Origin of the sequence: Leclercia sp. M50 (assembly GCF_037150775.1) — a bacterium.
Taxonomy (GTDB): domain Bacteria; phylum Pseudomonadota; class Gammaproteobacteria; order Enterobacterales; family Enterobacteriaceae; genus Enterobacter.
The window spans coordinates 12,093-31,101 of record NZ_JBBCPK010000033.1; the positions used below are offsets into that span (position 1 = coordinate 12,093).

The window sequence follows — 19,009 nt, forward strand, 5'->3', positions numbered from 1 at the left end:
ATAAATGCCGAAAATTGAATAAAGGAGGAGTGAAAAGTAAACGATTGCGCGGCACGGGGCTTTTTTTGCCTCAGGTCAATTCCCTTTCCCGCTGCGATCGCAGATAATACGCCCCCGGTTTGCACACCGGGAATCCAGGAGAGTTCATGTACTACCCCTTCGTTCGTAAAGCCCTTTTCCAGCTCGATCCTGAGCGCGCTCATGAATTAACATTCCAGCAGTTACGCCGTATTACGGGAACCCCGCTCGAAGCGCTGGTGCGCCAGAAAGTGATGGATAAGCCGGTCACCTGTATGGGGTTAACCTTTAAAAACCCATTGGGTCTGGCGGCAGGGCTGGATAAAAATGGCGAGTGCATTGATGCACTGGGTGCGATGGGCTTCGGCTCCATCGAAATTGGTACCGTTACACCGCGTCCGCAACCGGGTAACGACAAGCCACGCCTGTTCCGCCTGGTAGAAGCCGAGGGGCTGATTAACCGCATGGGGTTTAATAATCTCGGTGTCGATCATCTCGTTGAAAATGTGAAAAAGGCCCATTTCGACGGTGTATTAGGCATTAATATCGGCAAAAATAAAGACACGCCGGTCGAGCAGGGCAAAGATGACTACCTGATCTGCATGGAGAAAGTCTACGCTTATGCCGGATATATTGCGGTGAATATCTCCTCGCCTAACACGCCAGGTCTGCGTACCCTGCAATACGGCGAAGCGCTGGACGACTTATTAACCGCCATCAAAAATAAGCAAAATGAACTCCAGGCGACGCACCATAAATATGTGCCGGTCGCCGTTAAAATTGCGCCGGATCTGAGTGAAGAAGAGCTGATTCAGGTGGCCGACAGTTTAGTTCGTCATAATATTGATGGTGTTATCGCTACCAATACCACGCTCGACCGCACTTTAGTTCAGGGGATGAAGCACTGCGATGAAATGGGTGGCTTGAGCGGACGCCCGGTGCAGTTAAAAAGCACCGAAATAATTCGTCGTCTGTCGCAGGAATTAAATGGCCGCTTACCGATTATTGGGGTTGGCGGGATTGATTCAGTCATCGCCGCCCGTGAAAAAATGGCTGCTGGCGCTTCGCTTGTTCAGATATATTCCGGCTTTATTTTTAAAGGTCCGCCGCTGATTAAAGAAATCGTTAATCACCTCTAACCTTTTAGCATGACTGACAACCAGGGCTTTATTTCCAGCTCTGGTTGTTTTATATTCCCGGACTGTTGCTTTATTAGACATAGTAGTCTTTGATTACTGAGGTTAAAAAAACGAAGCGGCAATAAGGACTTTCTTACGACAGGACGTTTCGGGCACGGGAGAGACAGATGCGAATTAAACCTGACGATAACTGGCGCTGGTATTTCTGCGAAGAGCACGATCGTATGATGCTCGATCTGGCCAATGGTATGCTGTTTCGTTCGCGTTTTGCCCGCCGGATGTTAACCCCGGACGCCTTTGCCGATACCGGTTTTTGCGTCGATGATGCCGCACTCTATTTCTCTTTTGAAGAGAAGTGCCGTGACCTGGAACTGTCGAAAGAGCAGCGTGCTGAACTGGTGCTCAATGCGCTGGTGGCGATCCGCTTCCTCAAACCCCAGATGCCAAAAAGCTGGCACTTTCTTGCCCACGGTGAACGCTGGACGCCGGTTATCGGTGATGCCGCCTGTGTCAGCCTGAGCGAAAATGGTGAGCAGGTGAATTTGCTGGTAGTGGAGCCGGGCGACAACGCTGCGCTCTGTTTACTGGCGCAGCCCGCGGTGACCATTGCCGGGCGCACCATGCAGTTGGGCGACCCGATTAAAGTGATGAATGACAGGCTGAAACCGCAACCGGTCAGCTTCAGCCTGGAACAGGCCGTTTAAGCCTCGAGCTGTAACGACGTTTTCGGTACGCAGCTACAGCACAGGATTGTGCCGTCGCTGCCAATGGCCGATTTCTTCAGCGCGCTCACTTCCCCCTCAACCAGCGTAATGCGACAGCATCCGCAAATCCCCGCACGGCAGGAGTAGGGCACGCGAATCCCGGCCTGTTCAAGCTGCTCCAGCAACACCTGCTGATTGTTACCGCGAATGGTCTGCCCCTGCCACTGGATGGTCACCGCCGTTGCAGGCTGCACTTCCACGTCGCTGGCCTCTTCTTCGGCGCCTGCGCCGTAGAGGCGGCCCGGGGCGGTCGAGAGGATCTCCACCTCGTCGCCCACGCGGATCACTCCGCTGGAGCGCGGGATCAGGTTCTGGCCGAAATCGACATCACCATTATCCTGCGCGGTGCGGAAAGATTGCAGGGTTTTTAGCGGTTCGCCAGCCGGGTGTTTCTGCCCTTTTTCCGGGCTGACGGTGGTAAAGATGCAGCGGCTGCAGGGTTTCACGACGTCAAAAATGACCTCGCCGATGCGGATCACTTTCCAGGTGTCCTCTTCCCAGGCGGCAGCGCCGGTCACCACCAGGTTCGGGCGGAACTGCTCCATTTGCACGCTGGCGGGGCAGCGCTGTTGCAGGTCGCGCAGCGAGGCTTCGTTTGTGAGCAGATACGGGAATCCGTCGGCAAAAGAGAGCGGCACCGCGGCAAACTTAGCCACGCGTCGCGTCAGCTCCGGCCCAACCCAGCGGAGCTGAACCGGGCGGGAAAAGAATTCGCTCAGCCAGCGGTTGATCGCGTCCGGGGCGATACGGGCGGTAAAGTGGTTTCCCCAGACTTCGGTGGGCGCATCCGCTGGCGCAAAATCGCTGAAACGGACGATACTACTGGAACCATCCGGCGCAGTCAGATGGAGACCATCCTGAACCGGCGCCGGGATGAAGCGAACCATTTGCGGGAACTGGCGTGCGGTAATAAATGTGCCATCCAGCTCTGTGACCATAAAAATGCGATCAAAGGCAAAACCGCTGACATCGGCAAGGGCATGCGTGAGCCCAATACCGCGCATGGATTTAACCGGATGAATGAAAAGCCTGGATAACGTCGCCACGGCGCAGCCCTCAAATGAAAATAAGCCCTCAACTTTATGACATAGAGCCCAGATTGGCTATAATGCGCAGCAATTTTCTTAGAGTAAAAGTGACGATATGAATTCTCTGTTTGCCAGTACGGCCCGTGGGCTGGAAGAGCTGTTAAAAACTGAACTGGAAAATCTGGGCGCGCAAGAGTGCCAGGTGGTTCAGGGTGGTGTCCATTTTCAGGGCGACACGCGGCTTATTTACCAGAGCCTGATGTGGAGCCGCCTGGCCTCACGCATCATGTTGCCGATGAGAGAGTGCAAGGTTTATAGCGATCTCGATCTTTATATTGGCGTGCAGACTATCGACTGGACAGAGATTTTTGCCCCAGGCGCCACTTTTGCCGTGCACTTCAGCGGCCTGAACGATGAGATCCGTAACAGCCAGTACGGGGCGCTGACGGTCAAAGATGCCATCGTCGACTGTTTCACGCGCAAAAATCTGGAGCGTCCGAACGTCGATCGTGAAAATCCGGACCTGCGCATCAATGTTCGCCTGAATAAAGAAGTTGCCAGCATTGCGCTGGATCTGTGTGGCGAAGGCCTGCACCAGCGCGGCTACCGCGATCGTGCCGGTATTGCGCCGATCAAAGAGAACCTTGCGGCCGCCATCGTGATGCGTTCCGGCTGGCTGCCGGGTACGCCGTTGCTCGATCCGATGTGTGGTTCCGGTACCCTGCTTATCGAAGCGGCGATGCTGGCAACCGACCGCGCGCCTGGCCTGCATCGCGGCGCGTGGGGCTTTAAGGGCTGGGCTCAGCACGACGAGGCCATCTGGCAGGAGGTAAAAGCCGAAGCCCAGACGCGCGCACGTGCCGGGCTGGCAGCCTATGAATCCCGCTTCTATGGTTCTGACAGCGACGCCCGCGTCATTGAACGCGCGCGCAGCAACGCCCGCCGCGCCGGGATCGGCGAGCTGATCGCCTTTGAGGTTAAAGACGTTTCCCAGCTCACCAATCCGCTGCCAAAAGGCCCGTACGGCACGGTAATCAGCAACCCGCCTTACGGCGAACGTCTGGACAGCGAGCCTGCGCTGATTGCTCTGCATAGCCTGCTGGGGCGCACCATGAAGGATCTGTTTGGCGGCTGGAACCTCTCTTTGTTCAGCGCCTCCCCTGAGCTGTTGAGCTGCCTGCAACTGCGCGCCGAGCGCCAGTTCAAGGCCAAAAACGGTCCGCTGGACTGCGTGCAGAAAAATTACCATCTGGCCGAGAAAGAGGCGGACAGCAAACCTGCCACCATCGCGGAAGATTACGCCAACCGCCTGCGCAAGAACCTGAAGAAATTTGAAAAATGGGCGAAGCAGGAAGGCATTGAATGTTATCGCCTGTATGACGCCGATCTGCCGGAATACAACGTGGCGGTCGATCGCTACGCCGACTGGGTGGTTGTGCAGGAGTATGCCCCGCCTAAAACCGTCGATCCGCAGAAAGCCCGTCAGCGTATGCTTGATATTATTGCCGCGACCATCAGCGTGCTGAATATTGCGCCAAACAAACTGATCCTCAAAACCCGTGAGCGTCAGAAGGGTAAAAACCAGTATGAGAAGATGAACAGCAAGGGCGAGTTTATCGAAGTAGGCGAATACAACGCGCGCCTGTGGGTGAACCTCACCGACTATCTCGATACCGGGCTGTTCCTCGACCACCGCATTGCCCGCCGCATGCTGGGCCAGATGAGTAAAGGTAAAGACTTCCTGAACCTCTTCTCCTATACCGGCAGCGCCAGCGTACATGCCGGCCTGGGCGGTGCGCGTACCACTACCACCGTGGATATGTCCCGCACCTATCTGGAGTGGGCGGAGCGCAACCTGCGCCTTAACGGCCTGACCGGCCGCGCGCACCGCCTGTTGCAGGCTGACGTGCTGGGCTGGCTGCGTGAAACCGAAGAGCAGTTCGATCTGATCTTTATCGATCCGCCGACCTTCTCTAACTCCAAACGCATGGAAGAGTCTTTCGATGTCCAGCGCGACCATATTGCGCTGATGAAAGATCTCAAACGTATGCTGCGTAAAGGCGGCACGATCATGTTCTCGAACAACAAACGCGGTTTCCGCATGGATCATGAAGGGCTGGAAAAACTGGGGCTGAAAGCACAAGAGATCAGTCAAAAAACCCTGTCCCAGGATTTTGCCCGTAACCGTCAGATCCATAACTGCTGGCTGATTACCGCGGTCTGAAAGGAAAAGTAAATGTCATTAATTAGTATGCATGGGGCGTGGCTGTCGTTCAGCGACGCGCCGCTTCTCGATAATGCTGAGCTGCATATCGAAGATAACGAACGTGTCTGTCTGGTGGGGCGTAATGGCGCCGGAAAATCGACGCTGATGAAGATCCTCAACCGCGAGCAGGGGCTGGATGACGGGCGCATTATTTACGAACAGGATCTGGTTGTGGCGCGTCTGCAGCAGGATCCGCCGCGCAACGTTCAGGGCAGCGTCTACGATTTTGTCGCCGAAGGCATCGAAGAGCAGGCCGAATACCTGAAGCGCTACCACGAGATCTCGCATCTGGTGATGACCGATCCCAGCACCAAAAACCTGAATGAGATGGCGCGCCTGCAGGAGCTGCTGGATCATCATGGCCTGTGGCAGCTGGAAAACCGCATCAACGAAGTGCTGGCGCAGTTAGGTCTGGAAGCGGACATGCCGCTGGCCTCTCTTTCTGGCGGCTGGCTGCGTAAGGCGGCGCTGGGCCGGGCGCTGGTCAGCGGGCCGAAAGTGCTGCTGCTTGATGAGCCGACCAACCACCTGGATATCGAAACCATTGACTGGCTGGAAGGGTTCCTGAAAACCTTCAACGGCACCATTATCTTTATCTCTCATGACCGTTCGTTTATCCGCAATATGGCGACCCGTATTGTCGATCTCGATCGCGGCAAGCTGGTGACCTATCCGGGCGATTACGACACCTATCTGCTGGAAAAAGAGGAAAACCTGCGGGTAGAGGAGCTACAAAACGCAGAGTTTGACCGCAAGCTGGCGCAGGAAGAGGTGTGGATCCGTCAGGGCATTAAAGCGCGTCGTACCCGTAATGAAGGCCGCGTCCGTGCCCTGAAAGCGATGCGCCGCGAGCGCAGTGAACGCCGCGAGGTGATGGGCAGCGCGAAGATGCAGGTCGAAGAGGCGAGCCGTTCAGGCAAAATCGTCTTTGAGATGGAGAACGTCAACTACCAGGTCGACGGCAAGGTGCTGGTGAAGGACTTCTCCGCCCAGGTTCAGCGCGGCGACAAAATCGCCCTTATCGGCCCGAACGGCTGCGGTAAGACCACGCTGCTGAAGCTGATGCTGGATCAACTTAAGGCAGATAGCGGCCGCATCCACTGCGGTACCAAGCTGGAAGTGGCGTACTTCGACCAGCACCGCGCTGAGCTGGATCCGGATAAAACGGTGATGGACAACCTCGCCGAAGGCAAGCAGGAAGTGATGGTGAACGGTAAGCCGCGCCACGTGCTGGGCTATCTGCAGGACTTCCTGTTCCATCCCAAACGGGCGATGACCCCGGTGCGCGCCCTCTCTGGTGGGGAGCGTAACCGCCTGTTACTGGCGCGTTTGTTCCTGAAACCCAGCAACCTGCTTATTCTTGACGAACCGACCAACGATCTTGACGTTGAAACGCTGGAACTTCTGGAAGAACTGATTGATAGTTATCAGGGAACTGTGATGCTGGTCAGCCACGATCGTCAGTTCGTGGATAACACCGTCACCGAATGCTGGATCTTCGAAGGCCAGGGGCGAATTGGTCAGTATGTGGGCGGTTATCACGATGCCCGTGGGCAGCAGGCACAATCGCAGGCGACAAAACAGTCAAAAGCGAAGGTGGAAGCGGAAGTTGCTGTTCCAAAAGCAGAAAATAGCAAACGCACCACGGCCAAATTAAGCTATAACCTTCAGCGCGAACTGGAAGGCTTGCCGCAGCGTCTGGAAGAGCTCGAAGCCAGTCTGGAAAGTTTGCAGGCTCAGGTGGCAGACGCGTCATTCTTCAGCCAGCCGCATGACTATACTCAAAAAGTTCTGGCCGATATGGCCCAGGCTGAGCAGGCGCTGGAAGAGGCATTTGAACGCTGGGAATATCTTGAGGCTCTGAAAAACGGCGCATAAGTTAAACATGGAGCCAGTATGTGTGAACATCACCATGCCGACCGGCATATTTTATGCTCACAGTGCGATATGCTCGTGGCGCTTCCGGTGCTCGAGCATGGCCACAAAGCGGCATGCCCGCGCTGCGGGACAACGCTGACAACAGAGTGGGACGCGCCGCGGCAGCGTCCTACTGCTTATGCCATTGCTGCGTTGTTTATGCTCTTTCTCTCCAATCTTTTCCCCTTTATTAATATGAAGGTGGGGGGTATCACCAGCGAAGTCCATTTGCTGGAGATACCCCGCGTGATGTTCTCAGAGAATTACGCCAGTCTGGGAACATTCTTTTTACTTTTCGTCCAGATCGTTCCGGCGTTTTGCCTGGTGGTTATCTTACTGCTCGTGAACCGGGCGCATATGCCCGGAGCATTGAAGATCAGGCTGGCGCGGATCCTGTTCCAGTTGAAAAGCTGGGGGATGGCGGAGATTTTCTTAGCCGGTATTCTGGTGAGCTTTGTTAAGCTGATGGCCTACGGCGATATCGGCATTGGCAGCAGTTTTATTCCCTGGTGCCTGTTCTGTATCCTGCAACTACGCGCGTTTCAGTGCGTGGATCGCCGTTGGGCATGGGACGATATCGCTCCTGCGCCCGTATTGCCGCAAACGCTGCAACCCGGCGTGCCGGGAATCAACCAAAATTTGCGCTTATGCGCCTGCTGCACAGCGATCCTTCCTGCCGACCAGTATGTCTGCCCGCGTTGCGCAACAAAAGGGCATGTGCGGCGTAAAAACAGTCTTCAGTGGACCATGGCACTGCTTATTACCTCCATGATCCTCTATCTCCCGGCCAACATACTGCCGATTATGATTACCGACCTGCTGGGCGATAGAATGCCATCGACTATCATGGCCGGGGTTGTACTGCTATGGAGTGAAGGCTCCTATCCGGTTGCGCTGGTGATCTTTATCGCCAGTATTATGGTTCCCACGCTCAAAATGATTGCGATTGCCTGGCTCTGCTGGGATGCCAAAGGACACGGCAAGCGTGACAGCGAGCGGATGCATCTGATCTATGAAGTCGTAGAGTTTGTCGGGCGCTGGTCAATGATTGACGTCTTTGTGATTGCCGTCCTCTCTGCGCTGGTGCGTATAGGCGGATTAATGAGTATCTATCCCGCCATCGGAGCGGTGATGTTTGCATTGGTCGTGATTATGACCATGTTTGCGGCCATGACTTTCGACCCTCGGTTATCCTGGGATCGTGAGTCAGCGTCGAGCCATGAGGATGAATAAAAGCATGGAAAAGAGAAGCGGAGAGGCGAAAGTGCAGAAGGTCAGAAACTGGTCGCCGGTGTGGATTTTCCCCATCGTGACTGCCCTGATCGGTGCCTGGATCCTGTTTTATCATTACAGCCATCAGGGCCCGGAAGTGACGTTAATCACCACCAACGCCGAGGGCATTGAGGGCGGTAAAACCACCATCAAAAGCCGCAGCGTGGATGTGGGGGTCGTCGAAAGCGCGACCCTGACTGATGACCTGACACACGTAGAGATCAAAGCCCGTCTCCACGCTGGCATGGAGAAGCTGCTACATGGCGACTCGGTGTTCTGGGTGGTGAAACCGCAGGTGGGCCGTGAAGGCATCAGCGGTCTGGGTACGTTGTTATCCGGGGCATATATTGAACTGCAACCGGGCAAAAAGGGCGTCCAGCCAGCGGAATATCAACTGCTGGACTCACCGCCGCTGGCACCACCCGATGCGAAGGGGATCCGCGTCATCCTCGACAGTAAAAAAGCGGGCCAGCTGAGTCCGGGCGATCCGGTATTGTTCCGCGGTTATCGCGTGGGTTCCGTTGAAACCAGCACGTTTGACACCCAAAAACGCACCATCAGTTACCAGCTGTTTATCAATGCTCCTAACGATCGCCTGGTGACCAGCAACGTGCGTTTCTGGAAAGACAGCGGTATCGCCGTGGACTTAACCTCAGCCGGTATGCGCGTCGAAATGGGCTCACTCTCTACGCTCTTCGGCGGTGGCGTCAGTTTTGACGTGCCGGAAGGGCTGGATCAGGGCCAGCCGGTGGCGCAGCACACGGCATTCAAGCTCTATGACGATCAGAGAAGCATTCAGGATTCGCTCTATACCGACCATATCGACTACCTGATGTTCTTCAAAGATTCTGTCCGCGGCCTGCAGCCGGGCGCGCCGGTTGAATTCCGCGGTATCCGTCTCGGAACCGTCGCTAAGGTGCCGTTCTTTGCGCCGGGTATGCGCCAGGTGCTGGATGATGACTACCGTATTCCGGTGCTGATCCGCATTGAGCCGGAGCGGCTGATTAATCAGGTTGGCGATACGCCGGACATTGCTCAGCATATCGACGGGCTGATGAAGCGCGGCCTGCGCGGCTCGCTCAAAACCGGTAATCTGGTGACCGGGGCGCTGTATGTGGATATGGACTTCTTCCCGAAAGAGCCGCCGCTAAAAGCGATCCGCGAGTTTGGCGGGTATAAAATTATCCCGACCGTTAGCGGTGGCCTGGCGCAGATCCAACAGCGTCTGATGGAAACGCTGGATAAGATCAACAACCTGCCGCTCAATCCGATGATTCAGCAGGCCACCAACACGCTTAGTGAAAGCCAGGCGACGATGCGCCGACTGCAGGCCACGCTGGATAATCTCAACAAGCTGACCGCCAGCCAGTCGATGCAGCAGCTGCCGCAGGACATGCAGAAGACGCTGCGTGAACTGAACCGCAGTATGCAGGGCTTCCAGCCGGGCTCCGCGGCATATAACAAGATGGTGGCGGATATGCAGCGCCTCGATCAGGTTCTGCGTGAGCTCCAGCCGGTACTGAAAACGCTGAATACCAAGAGCAATGCGCTGGTATTCGAAGCAAAAGAGAAAAAGGACCCTGAGCCGAAGGGGGCTAAATAATGAAAAAATGGCTAATCATCACCGCAGTGGCGCTTCTGACCGCCTGTAGCGCATCAGAGAACAAGAGCTATTATCAGCTGCCGCTGGCAGCGCAGGCGGGCGGGCAAACGACGGCCAGCCAGGGGAACCGCCTGCTGTGGGTCGAACAGGTTGCGGTCCCTGATTATCTCGCCGGTAATGGCGTGGTCTATCAGACCAGCGATGTGCAGTACGTCATCGCCAGCAACAATCTCTGGGCCAGCCCGCTGGATCAGCAGCTGCGTAACACGCTGGTCGCCAACCTTGGCAGCCAACTGCCGGGATGGGTGGTAGCGTCGCAGCCGCTGGGAAGCGACCAGGATACGCTTAACGTCAATGTCACTGGCTTCCACGGGCGCTATGATGGCAGGGTGATCGTCAGCGGGGAGTGGCTGCTAAACCATCAGGGTCAGCTGATCAAACGACCTTTCCATCTGGAGCTGATCCAGCGAAAAGATGGTTATGATGAGATGGTAAAAGTGCTGGCCCAGGGCTGGGCGCAGGAGTCTGCCAGCATTGCGAGAGAGATCTCCCGACTGCCATAAGTAAAATTCATCGCACGGAGCCGCACTTAGCTTGATGCTAATTGCGGCTTTTTTTCGTTTGCCCCTCAGGCGGTTACTTGTGCCGCGTCACAATTTTTGTACAAATGAACTTTTGTGTAGCTCACATTTATGACACTGGCGTGAATTTTGCGCATTGACGCTCGGCGGTAATCAGGGTATTCGTTATCTGTGATTGCACATTTTGTAATCACTGTTTTCTTTTCCACCAGATCAAATAATGAGGGAAACGAGGCATGAAGAGACAGAAACGAGATCGCCTTGAAAGGGCTCATCAACGTGGTTATCAGGCTGGCATCGCCGGACGTTCAAAAGAAATGTGTCCCTATCAGACCTTGAATCAGAGGTCACAATGGTTAGGGGGCTGGCGAGAAGCCATCGGAGACAGGGCAGTACTTGCTTGATAGCGTCTCTTTAAAAAAAGAAACCTCCGCATTGCGGAGGTTTCGCCTTTATATGCTCTGGTAAAAGCAACAATCAGAATGCGGAGGTGTCCTGGAACAGACCCACTTTCAGGTCGTTCGCGGTGTAGATCAGACGCCCGTCGACCAGCACTTCGCCATCCGCCAGGCCCATAATCAGGCGACGGTTAACAATGCGTTTGAAGTGAATACGGTAGGTAACTTTTTTCGCGGTCGGCAGAACCTGACCGGTGAATTTCACTTCACCCACGCCCAGCGCGCGGCCTTTGCCTTCGCCACCCAGCCAGCCGAGGTAGAAGCCAACCAGCTGCCACATCGCGTCCAGACCCAGGCAGCCTGGCATCACCGGATCGCCAATAAAGTGGCAGCCAAAGAACCACAGGTCCGGGTTGATATCGAGCTCTGCTTCTACGTAACCCTTATCGAAGTTGCCGCCGGTTTCCGTCATCTTCACGACACGGTCCATCATCAGCATGTTCGGGGCCGGTAACTGCGGGCCTTTCGCGCCAAACAGTTCACCGCGACCAGAGGCAAGAAGATCTTCTTTTGTATAGGATTCGCGTTTATCTACCATGTTCTCAGTATGCCTTATTTTAGTGAAGGACGCAGGATAGCTAACACGTGTACGCTGAACAAGTCCGATCAGTTTGGCGTGAACCAGTTCAACCAGCGTAACGGCCAGGGATAACGGTGGCGCGCTTCCTGTTGCGTTGCCTGCGCAATACGTTCCTGGATAGTCTGCATCAGTGTGGTTTGCCCCTCGGCGTCCCACTCCAGGTTTGTCAGTAAGGGTAGCGCATCTGTAATGTCTTCGATGGCCCAGAGGCTGAATTGTTCCTCTTCTACCGCCTTCAGCAGTTCCTGACTGAGGCTGAGATGACGCACGTTCGGAAGAGGAATGATCACACCCTGTTTACCGCTCAGCCCACGCTGCTGGCAAACGGTAAAGAAGCCCTCGATCTTCTCATTTAGACCGCCGACCGGTTGCGCGCGACCAAACTGGTCCACAGAACCGGTAATGGCAATGCTCTGATTCACCGGCACATCGGCCAGGGCGCTGATGAGGGCGCACAGCTCTGCCATTGAGGCGCTGTCGCCATCCACTTCGCTGTAGGACTGCTCGAAGGTCAGCGAGGCGGTGAAGGGGATCTGCTGCTCGAGCTGCAGTTCCGACATCAGGAAGGCCTGCATGATCATCATGCCCTTGGCGTGAATATTCCCGCCCAGCTCGGCTTTGCGTTCGACATCGATAAACTCACCGTCGCCGATATGCACGACGCAGCTGATACGCGACGGCTCGCCAAAGGCGCGCGGGTGGCCAGGGAATTCAATTACCGACAGAGCGTTGATCTGCCCGACGCGTTCGCCTTCGGTTTCAACCAGGATCTGCTCAAGCAGGATCTCATCCTGCATGCGATCGGCAAGATAGCCTTCACGCCATTCGCGCTGCACCAGCATCTGGGAGAGCTGTTCGCCGGTGACCGTATCGTCTTCGGTCATGGCTGCGGCTTCACGCAGCTGTTTGCCAAGCCAGAGAGGACAAAGCGGCAGAGTCTCCTGATCGCCGGTATAGCGGACTGCTTCGCGGATCAGCACCGGCCAGGCATCGGCAGCAGGCGTTGGCAGCTGCGCACGCTGGGAGACGGCGTAAACCCACTGCAGCCATTGCTGCATATCTTCAGCATCCGCAATCTGGGTGCTCTCTTCAAACTCGCTGTAGACCACCTGGTCGGCCAGTTCGGGTTCCATCTCCTGGAAATCGGCCAGCGCTTCGCGATCGCCGATGAGCACCACTTTCAGGGTGAGCGGCATAGAGGGCACAGCGACCGGAAGAGGGCGCGACTCGTCGTAGGCCACCCAGTCGAAGCGCTGCTGGCTAACGCTGTTTTTCAGGCGCATCCACAGAAGCGGCTGAGCAAGCAGCGTGCGCAGGGAGATAACCAGCACGCCGCCGTTTGCCTGATGAACCAGACCGGGGTGCAGGGTAAGTTCACCGTTAAACTGGCGCAGACAGCCGAACAGCTGCTCTGCTTCTGTCCAGCCCGCCTGGACGATGTTGCCGGTGACAGCAAAACGGCCATCGGGTACGGTGGCGGGTTCAAAGGTAACGGTATGCCCATCGATGCGGTACTCACCACCAAAGACCGTTCCGGCTTCTGGCTGCAGCTGCCGCATGGCATCTGCCAGAAGATTCAGATACTCCGCTTCGTCTGGCGCTTTCAACAACATGAATGGCGAGGTGGCCCATGGGCTTAACACCTGCTCCAGCGCGTAATGCAAACGGGGCTGAGTGTCGCTGAGGATGTATTCGTCTTCTTTCGCGAGATCTGGCTGTGCAAACAGTTCCTGATAACTGTCGGTATCCGGAACAAGGTCACGCCATGCAAGTTTCGTAATGGTCAAAGTTGATGTTTTTTAGTCAGAAGTAAAACGATGGAGTATACCGTAAGGCGCAGGCTCTGCACATGAGGGAATCGGGGTTTCCGGGCAGGAATGCGTCACCGCGTGTCACAGGATATGATTTCTTTTCAGCAGATTGCTAAAAAACTGATATTCTGAACACAGTTACACGGTCACACTGAGATCGCAATGAAATATCAACAACTGGAAAATCTCGAAAGCGGCTGGAAATGGAAGTATCTGGTCAAAAAACACCGTGAAGGGGAGTTGATCACCTGCTACCTCGAAGCCAGTGCTGCAAAAGAAGCTGTAGATTTATTGCTGACCCTCGAAAATGAACCCATTCTGGTCAATGGCTGGATTGAAAAGCATATTAATCCTGCCTTACTGAACCGAATGAAGCAGACTATCCGTGCGCGGCGCAAACGGCACTTTAATGCTGAGCATCAACATACCCGTAAAAAGTCGATTGATCTGGAGTTTATGGTCTGGCAGCGTCTGGCCGGGCTCGCCCAGCGACGGGGGAAAACCTTGTCAGAAACCATCGTACAGCTGATTGAAGATGCGGAACATAAAGAGAAGTACGCCAGTCAGATGTCGACCCTGAAAACCGATCTCCAGGCGCTGCTGGCCGGTAAAAAGTAGCGTTTTACGTTATTCAGGCAATAAAAAACCCCGCAACATGGCGGGGTTTTTTGTCAGACGATAACTTATGCCGCTGGCTGAGTTACAACGTCTTTGATGCCTTTAACTTCGATCTCTACGCGACGATCTGGAGCCAGGCAGTCGATCAGTGCAGCGCGAGCTTTCACGTTGTCACAGGTAGAACCGGTAACTGGGTTAGATTCGCCCATACCACGTGGGGAGATCTTGTTAGCCGGGATACCTTTAGAGATCAGGTAATCAACAACGGACTGAGCACGTTTCTCAGACAGACCCTGGTTGTAAGCGTCAGAACCGATACGGTCGGTGAAGCCCAGAACCACTACGGAACCATCTTTAGGATCCAGGTTGCTCAGCTGGGTGTACAGCTGATCCAGTGCCTGCTGACCTTCTGGTTTCAGGGTTGCTTTGTTGAAGTTGAACAGAACGTCAGACTTCAGAGTGAAGTGCTTGGTCTGTACTTCTGGAGCCGGTGCTGGAGCTGGAGCAACGATTGGCGCTGCTTCTTCCTGCTGGCCGAAACGGTAGGAAACACCCACGCTCAGCATGCCGTTGTCTGGACGAACACCAACGGTGTTGCCGTCGCCGATGTTGTTAACCCACTGGTATTCCAGACGGGTAGCAACGTCACGGGTCATAGCCCACTCAACGCCACCAGCGAATACTGGGGATACGCCAGTGTCATGGTCGTCGCCAGCGATGCTGTTGCTGGAGTCTGCACGCCATACCATGCCGCCCAGACGGGTGTAGATGTCTACAGCGTCATTTACTGGGTAGCCCAGTTTAGCAGTCAGCTGAACGCCCTGAGCTTTGAATGCGCCGTTAACATTGTCGCCTTTGTAAGGCATACGGCCCAGCCAGTCGTAACCCATTTCGAAGCCAACGTACGGGTTAACCTGATAACCACCGAACGCGCCTGCGCCCAGCTGGCTTTCATGAGTTGGACCGTCGTTGTTCAGAGCGTCGTTATACCAGCCAGTGTCGTGGAACTGAGACCAGCCCAGTTTACCACCAGCGTACCAGGTATTATCTTTCGGAGCGGCCTGCGCTACGGTAGCGAAACCAGCCAGTGCCACTGCAATCGCGATAGCTGTCTTTTTCATTTTTTGCGCCTCGTTATCATCCAAAAATCGCCATGAGAATCTCAATGAGAGTCACGGTTAAATCCTTCACCGGGGGGCGGGGACAAAGAGTAAACCTACCGATATCTTCGGCTTAGGCCGAGCACCCCTGGCGATGTAAAGTCTACAACGTACCTGAAAACTTACAAGTGTGAACTCTGTCAGGCATATGAAAAAAAAAGTTTTGTATACACAATATTTAACATTTATTGCGCAATTTAAGGCGTGCTAAAATGAAGAAAGCCGCGGCAGACAAGACTTTTCGCGGCTTTTTTATAGAGAACCAACGGCGTACAGAGGGCGCAAAAAAAATTCCAGGAATACTCTTATTTTTACTTAATGATACAAATTGGAGTGAATTTTTAGCCCAGAAAGGTGTCCGTTGCCCAGAGCATTCATTCGAATGGGACGCATTATGAAGCCGAGCGCATTACCTTCTTCGGCGGCTTCAGCCAGACGATGTTGCTCCGTTTCCGTCAACTCGTGCGTAAACCAGCCGATCACGACGCTGTAATTTCCGGTACGTAACGCCCTCACCATTGAATCTACAGTATGGCATGGATCCATCTGGCTTATCTGCATCACTTTTGTGAGCGGCAAGCCGGCGGACTGCACCCATTCCCGGCTCAATTTCTGCTGCGGCGTAAGCCACAGCTGCCAGCGCGACTGCTGACCAAGCTGCTGTAACAGTGGCAGCAATAACAGCTGCGTCATCATGGGCTGGTCTTCACGGTAGAGCACTTCACTAATCAGCCCGGTGGAAACAGGCGCAGTAGAATTCAGCGCGCTTTTACCTGCGGTAGAAGAGAAAGTAGTTGAACGGTTTGCATAGCCTGAAGAGTACATAATCAATCCAGCCCTGTAGTTACTGTATGGATATACAGTAACCCCTGTGCGACTAAAGATCAACCTCATTTTCGGAAAGCTCCTCGCAAATTTGGTTTGTAATTCAGTCGTATTGAAAAATCATCTTGCCGTTCAATCATAAGTTACCTATTTTTTGGCTAACGGATCCGTTAACAAGCGACTTCATCATTACTCCATGATTTAAAAGGGAAATATCATGAAAAAGTTATCGTATGAACGGATCTATCAATCAGCAGAATACCTGTCTCCTCTGGGCGAGGTTCAGTATCGTGCCCTGTTTGGCGGTTACACTCTGGCGGTAGATGACACGGTATTTGCCATGGTGTCGGAAGGGGAGTTATACCTGCGGGCCTGTGAAGAGAGTGCACCCTACTGCGTAAAGCATGCCTCGTCTTTCCTGTCGCTGGTGAAGCGGGGGCGGCCGGTGTTGTTAAACTATTTTCGCGTCGATGAAGGACTCTGGCAGGATCGCGAAACGCTTCTGCAGCTCTCGTCGTTTGCGCTGGAGGCGGCGCGGCGGGAGCGCTGCGAACGCTATAAGCGCGAGAGGCTGAAAGATTTACCCAATCTCACCTTTCAGCTGGAGATCCTGCTCTATGAAGCGGGCATCACCAATGAAGAGGCATTACGTGAGCTGGGAGCAGAACAGTGCTGGCTGAAGATCAGAGCGCTGAACAAGCACCTCAGTTACAAGGTGCTGTTTGCGCTGGAAGGGGCGATCACCGGGCTCCACGTCGCTGCGCTCCCGGAAGTCAGACGCCAGGAGCTGGTGGAGTGGTACAAAAAGCTGCCGGTTGAGACGCCCGTCACTCCGGCAGTTGATTAACGTGCTGTTGTAGATGACAAATTTCTGGCAGCAACGCGATGAGCAGACCAATCTGCTGCAGCACCAGAGGCGCCTTGCTCTCTGCGCCCGGCTCAATATGTGAAATGCGTTGCGCCAGTTCGCTTAGTGCCTGTTGAACACGAGGCTCATCCGCCGGACGTTGATGAAGCGCATCATCAACATAGCAGACCGCATCGTCGAGCAACCCCAGGATTGCGGGGTTGTTGAGCCGCTCGCGGTGTGCGCCTAATGCGGCGATATAGCTGGTAAAAGTATGGTTCAGGCACAGCAAACGGAATGCGATTTCACGGGTTTCTGCGGTTGCCCGCGGCTCCGTGGACATATTCGACACCACAGAAGCCAGCTCCGCGTCGCGGTTATAGGCGTCACGCCGGGCTATACGGTACGCCAGACGGTTATCGCGCCCCTGGTGATACTGCTCAAGGATGGCATCAAGATAACGGCAGTTAGCATTCATCGCCTGATCCAGCACCCGAGGCAGATTACGGAACCGCCAGTCTGGCCAGATGAAACTCACTGCAGCCCAGGCAATGGCGCAGCCAATTAACGTATCAATGACGCGCGGCAAAGCTACCTCAAAGCCTTCCCCAAGCAGGTTAAAGCAGAGCAGCACCAGCAGGGTGATAAACATGGTGGCGTGGGCATATTGCACATTGCGAAACGCAAAAAACAGCACGCCGGTGATCACAATTAAGATCAGCTGGCCTTCCAGCGAAGGGACAAAGTAAAGGATGGGTAACCCGACAGCGACCCCTACCAGGGTGCCGAGAATACGCAGCGCCAGCCGATGGCGGGTGGCGTTGTAGTTGGGCTGACAGACAAAGAGGCTGGTAAGCAAAATCCAGTAGCCGTGATTAAGCCCGGTTATCTGTATAAAAGCATAACCAATACAGAGCACCAGCGACATCCTCACCGCATGGCGAAACAGCGCCGATTCCGGAGAAAAATGACGACTTAAACGCAGCCAGATATCGCTAAACCCATGCAGGCTGTCATCCGCAAGCTGGTTATTCACATCATTACCGGGTGTTGCCAGCGCCTGCTCAGATTCGATGGTGGCGAGCTGGGCATCTATGGCGCGTAAGTTATTTAACAGAAAACCCAGCGCTTTCATCTGCTCAGCAGAGGTGCCGCTGGCCTGAACGCGGTCGAGCGCTGCATCCAGGTGGGTAAACGCCCGTTCAAATCGCGGATCGTGCTGATAAGGGGTGCGCAGCAGAATGGAGCGCGACAGCTGCTGGCAGGCTTGCGACTGCATGGACAACAGACGCTGGAAGCGGAACATCACGTCGCTGTAGCGAAACTTTTCGCGCAGATCGGCGTACTGAATATGCGATGAGCTGGCGCGCTCGTGGATATCCTGCGCCACAAAGTAATAATGTAAGGTTCGGCGGGTGCCGCGCTGACCGCGATCGCCGCGTAAACGGGTGAGTAACGATGCTTTTGTCTGGTTTAGTGTGGTCACCAGTTGCCCGTTCGCCAGGGCCAGATCGTACAGCGGTGCCTGGCCATCATCTTCAATATCCGGATCGAAGAGCCGGGACTTTAATTCCAGATAGTGGGCCAGTTGCTCATAGCTGCGGGCCAGATTATCCTGCAACGGGCGAATGGGAAAAATAAGATGCCCGGCGAGCGTCAGCAGGTTATACCAGACCGCGCCCAGCAACAGCAGCACCGGCTGTTGATACCACTGGTCATACAGCGACACCCCCAGCATGGTATAGATGGCAATAAGCAGCGCGCCAAAGGCGATGGTGGCGTAGCGCTGGCCCAGCCCACCCAGCAGAATAAAGACGCTGGTGGAGAGCGTCAGCCCAATCGCGAAAAACCATGGCCACGGGAAGAGCAGCTCAACCGATGCAGAGGCGATAAAAAAGCAGATCAGGGTGATAACCAGATTGCGCAGCCGACCGGTAAGGCGATCGTCCAGGTCGGCCAGCGCACCGGCAACCACCCCCAGCGTCAGCGGGATGGTCAGCTTTACTTCGCCCAGCCACCAGGGCAGGGCGGTGCTGCCACACAGGGCAATAAAGATCCGGGCATTGTAGAGCCAGGCGCTGTTCAGGGTGTAGCGGCGAAGCAGGGGGCTTAGCATGGGCGC

Annotated in this window: 16 protein-coding genes; 10 read left to right on the forward strand and 6 right to left on the reverse strand. The window is 54.9% G+C overall.

Features of this window, described 5'->3' with window-relative positions; genetic code table 11:
• Positions 1-146: 146 nt before the first annotated feature.
• Together pyrD and zapC are read left to right on the forward strand one after the other, a co-directional pair.
• Positions 147-1,157, forward strand: a complete 1,011-nt coding sequence (pyrD, locus tag WFM46_RS10185) for a quinone-dependent dihydroorotate dehydrogenase (RefSeq protein WP_103178947.1) — start codon at positions 147-149, stop codon at positions 1,155-1,157.
• A 167-nt stretch (positions 1,158-1,324) separates the two neighbouring features.
• A complete protein-coding gene (gene zapC / locus WFM46_RS10190) occupies positions 1,325-1,861 on the forward strand; it encodes a cell division protein ZapC (protein ID WP_103178948.1) in 537 nt (178 codons plus the stop codon).
• Here zapC and WFM46_RS10195 read toward each other — a convergent pair.
• Complete coding sequence (locus tag WFM46_RS10195; RefSeq protein WP_103178949.1) at positions 1,858-2,967, reverse strand: YcbX family protein; 1,110 nt, start codon at positions 2,965-2,967, stop codon at positions 1,858-1,860. The genes zapC and WFM46_RS10195 overlap by 4 nt on opposite strands.
• 97 nt (positions 2,968-3,064) lie before the next feature.
• On the opposite strand from WFM46_RS10195, the gene rlmKL reads away from it, so the two are divergent.
• From rlmKL to rmf, 6 genes are all read left to right on the forward strand, one after another.
• The gene (rlmKL, locus tag WFM46_RS10200) at positions 3,065-5,173 is read left to right on the forward strand and encodes a bifunctional 23S rRNA (guanine(2069)-N(7))-methyltransferase RlmK/23S rRNA (guanine(2445)-N(2))-methyltransferase RlmL (protein ID WP_336997576.1); all 2,109 of its coding nucleotides are present in this window, start codon (positions 3,065-3,067) and stop codon (positions 5,171-5,173) included.
• A 12-nt stretch (positions 5,174-5,185) separates the two neighbouring features.
• On the forward strand, positions 5,186-7,093 hold the full coding sequence (locus WFM46_RS10205; protein ID WP_103178951.1) for an ABC transporter ATP-binding protein: 1,908 nt from the start codon (positions 5,186-5,188) through the stop codon (positions 7,091-7,093).
• An 18-nt stretch (positions 7,094-7,111) separates the two neighbouring features.
• Positions 7,112-8,365 (forward strand): membrane integrity-associated transporter subunit PqiA, encoded by a 1,254-nt coding sequence (gene pqiA, locus WFM46_RS10210; RefSeq protein ID WP_103178952.1) that lies wholly within the window; start codon positions 7,112-7,114, stop codon positions 8,363-8,365.
• A 4-nt stretch (positions 8,366-8,369) separates the two neighbouring features.
• Positions 8,370-10,007: an intermembrane transport protein PqiB gene (pqiB, locus tag WFM46_RS10215; RefSeq protein WP_103181058.1), complete on the forward strand. Its 1,638-nt coding sequence runs from the start codon at positions 8,370-8,372 to the stop codon at positions 10,005-10,007.
• Entirely contained in the window at positions 10,007-10,570 is a 564-nt protein-coding gene (pqiC, locus tag WFM46_RS10220; protein WP_180209733.1) for a membrane integrity-associated transporter subunit PqiC, read from the forward strand. Before pqiB ends, pqiC begins: the two co-directional genes overlap by 1 nt.
• Before the next feature lie 254 nt (positions 10,571-10,824).
• Entirely contained in the window at positions 10,825-10,992 is a 168-nt protein-coding gene (gene rmf, locus WFM46_RS10225) for a ribosome modulation factor (protein WP_010429337.1), read from the forward strand.
• Positions 10,993-11,065: 73 nt separating this feature from the next.
• Here the strand turns inward: rmf and fabA are convergent, their stop codons facing one another.
• Both fabA and WFM46_RS10235 read right to left on the reverse strand, forming a co-directional pair.
• Positions 11,066-11,584, reverse strand: coding sequence for a bifunctional 3-hydroxydecanoyl-ACP dehydratase/trans-2-decenoyl-ACP isomerase (gene fabA / locus WFM46_RS10230; RefSeq protein ID WP_000227926.1), 519 nt, complete (start codon positions 11,582-11,584; stop codon positions 11,066-11,068).
• Between the two features lie 68 nt (positions 11,585-11,652).
• Positions 11,653-13,413 (reverse strand): Lon protease family protein, encoded by a 1,761-nt coding sequence (locus tag WFM46_RS10235; RefSeq protein ID WP_336997577.1) that lies wholly within the window; start codon positions 13,411-13,413, stop codon positions 11,653-11,655.
• Positions 13,414-13,599: 186 nt separating this feature from the next.
• Here WFM46_RS10235 and matP point away from each other — a divergent pair, with 186 nt between their 5' ends.
• On the forward strand, positions 13,600-14,055 hold the full coding sequence (matP, locus tag WFM46_RS10240) for a macrodomain Ter protein MatP (protein ID WP_103178956.1): 456 nt from the start codon (positions 13,600-13,602) through the stop codon (positions 14,053-14,055).
• A 65-nt stretch (positions 14,056-14,120) separates the two neighbouring features.
• Here the strand turns inward: matP and ompA are convergent, their stop codons facing one another.
• Both ompA and sulA read right to left on the reverse strand, forming a co-directional pair.
• Positions 14,121-15,176 (reverse strand): porin OmpA, encoded by a 1,056-nt coding sequence (ompA, locus tag WFM46_RS10245; RefSeq protein ID WP_103181059.1) that lies wholly within the window; start codon positions 15,174-15,176, stop codon positions 14,121-14,123.
• A gap of 354 nt (positions 15,177-15,530) precedes the next feature.
• Positions 15,531-16,040 carry an SOS-induced cell division inhibitor SulA gene (sulA, locus tag WFM46_RS10250; protein ID WP_103178957.1) on the reverse strand — a complete coding sequence of 170 codons (510 nt, stop codon included), beginning with the start codon at positions 16,038-16,040 and terminating at the stop codon, positions 15,531-15,533.
• Positions 16,041-16,257: 217 nt separating this feature from the next.
• Between sulA and WFM46_RS10255 the strand changes: the two genes are divergently transcribed.
• The gene (locus tag WFM46_RS10255) at positions 16,258-16,887 is read left to right on the forward strand and encodes a TfoX/Sxy family DNA transformation protein (RefSeq protein WP_159339193.1); all 630 of its coding nucleotides are present in this window, start codon (positions 16,258-16,260) and stop codon (positions 16,885-16,887) included.
• On the opposite strand, the gene yccS is transcribed toward WFM46_RS10255, so the two are convergent.
• On the reverse strand, positions 16,868-19,003 hold the full coding sequence (gene yccS, locus WFM46_RS10260; RefSeq protein ID WP_103178959.1) for a YccS family putative transporter: 2,136 nt from the start codon (positions 19,001-19,003) through the stop codon (positions 16,868-16,870). The genes WFM46_RS10255 and yccS overlap by 20 nt on opposite strands.
• Positions 19,004-19,009 lie beyond the last annotated feature (6 nt).

Excerpts from the sequence above, each read along its gene's own strand:
- pyrD (WP_103178947.1), top strand. The coding sequence starts at position 147 with ATGTACTACCCCTTCGTTCGTAAAGCCCTTTTCCAGCTCGATCCTGAG.
- zapC (WP_103178948.1), top strand. The coding sequence starts at position 1,325 with ATGCGAATTAAACCTGACGATAACTGGCGCTGGTATTTCTGCGAAGAG.
- rlmKL (WP_336997576.1), top strand. The coding sequence starts at position 3,065 with ATGAATTCTCTGTTTGCCAGTACGGCCCGTGGGCTGGAAGAGCTGTTA.
- WFM46_RS10205 (WP_103178951.1), top strand. The coding sequence starts at position 5,186 with ATGTCATTAATTAGTATGCATGGGGCGTGGCTGTCGTTCAGCGACGCG.
- pqiA (WP_103178952.1), top strand. The coding sequence starts at position 7,112 with ATGTGTGAACATCACCATGCCGACCGGCATATTTTATGCTCACAGTGC.
- pqiB (WP_103181058.1), top strand. The coding sequence starts at position 8,370 with ATGGAAAAGAGAAGCGGAGAGGCGAAAGTGCAGAAGGTCAGAAACTGG.
- pqiC (WP_180209733.1), top strand. The coding sequence starts at position 10,007 with ATGAAAAAATGGCTAATCATCACCGCAGTGGCGCTTCTGACCGCCTGT.
- rmf (WP_010429337.1), top strand. The coding sequence starts at position 10,825 with ATGAAGAGACAGAAACGAGATCGCCTTGAAAGGGCTCATCAACGTGGT.
- fabA (WP_000227926.1), bottom strand. The coding sequence starts at position 11,584 with ATGGTAGATAAACGCGAATCCTATACAAAAGAAGATCTTCTTGCCTCT.
- matP (WP_103178956.1), top strand. The coding sequence starts at position 13,600 with ATGAAATATCAACAACTGGAAAATCTCGAAAGCGGCTGGAAATGGAAG.
- ompA (WP_103181059.1), bottom strand. The coding sequence starts at position 15,176 with ATGAAAAAGACAGCTATCGCGATTGCAGTGGCACTGGCTGGTTTCGCT.
- sulA (WP_103178957.1), bottom strand. The coding sequence starts at position 16,040 with ATGTACTCTTCAGGCTATGCAAACCGTTCAACTACTTTCTCTTCTACC.
- WFM46_RS10255 (WP_159339193.1), top strand. The coding sequence starts at position 16,258 with ATGAAAAAGTTATCGTATGAACGGATCTATCAATCAGCAGAATACCTG.
- yccS (WP_103178959.1), bottom strand. The coding sequence starts at position 19,003 with ATGCTAAGCCCCCTGCTTCGCCGCTACACCCTGAACAGCGCCTGGCTC.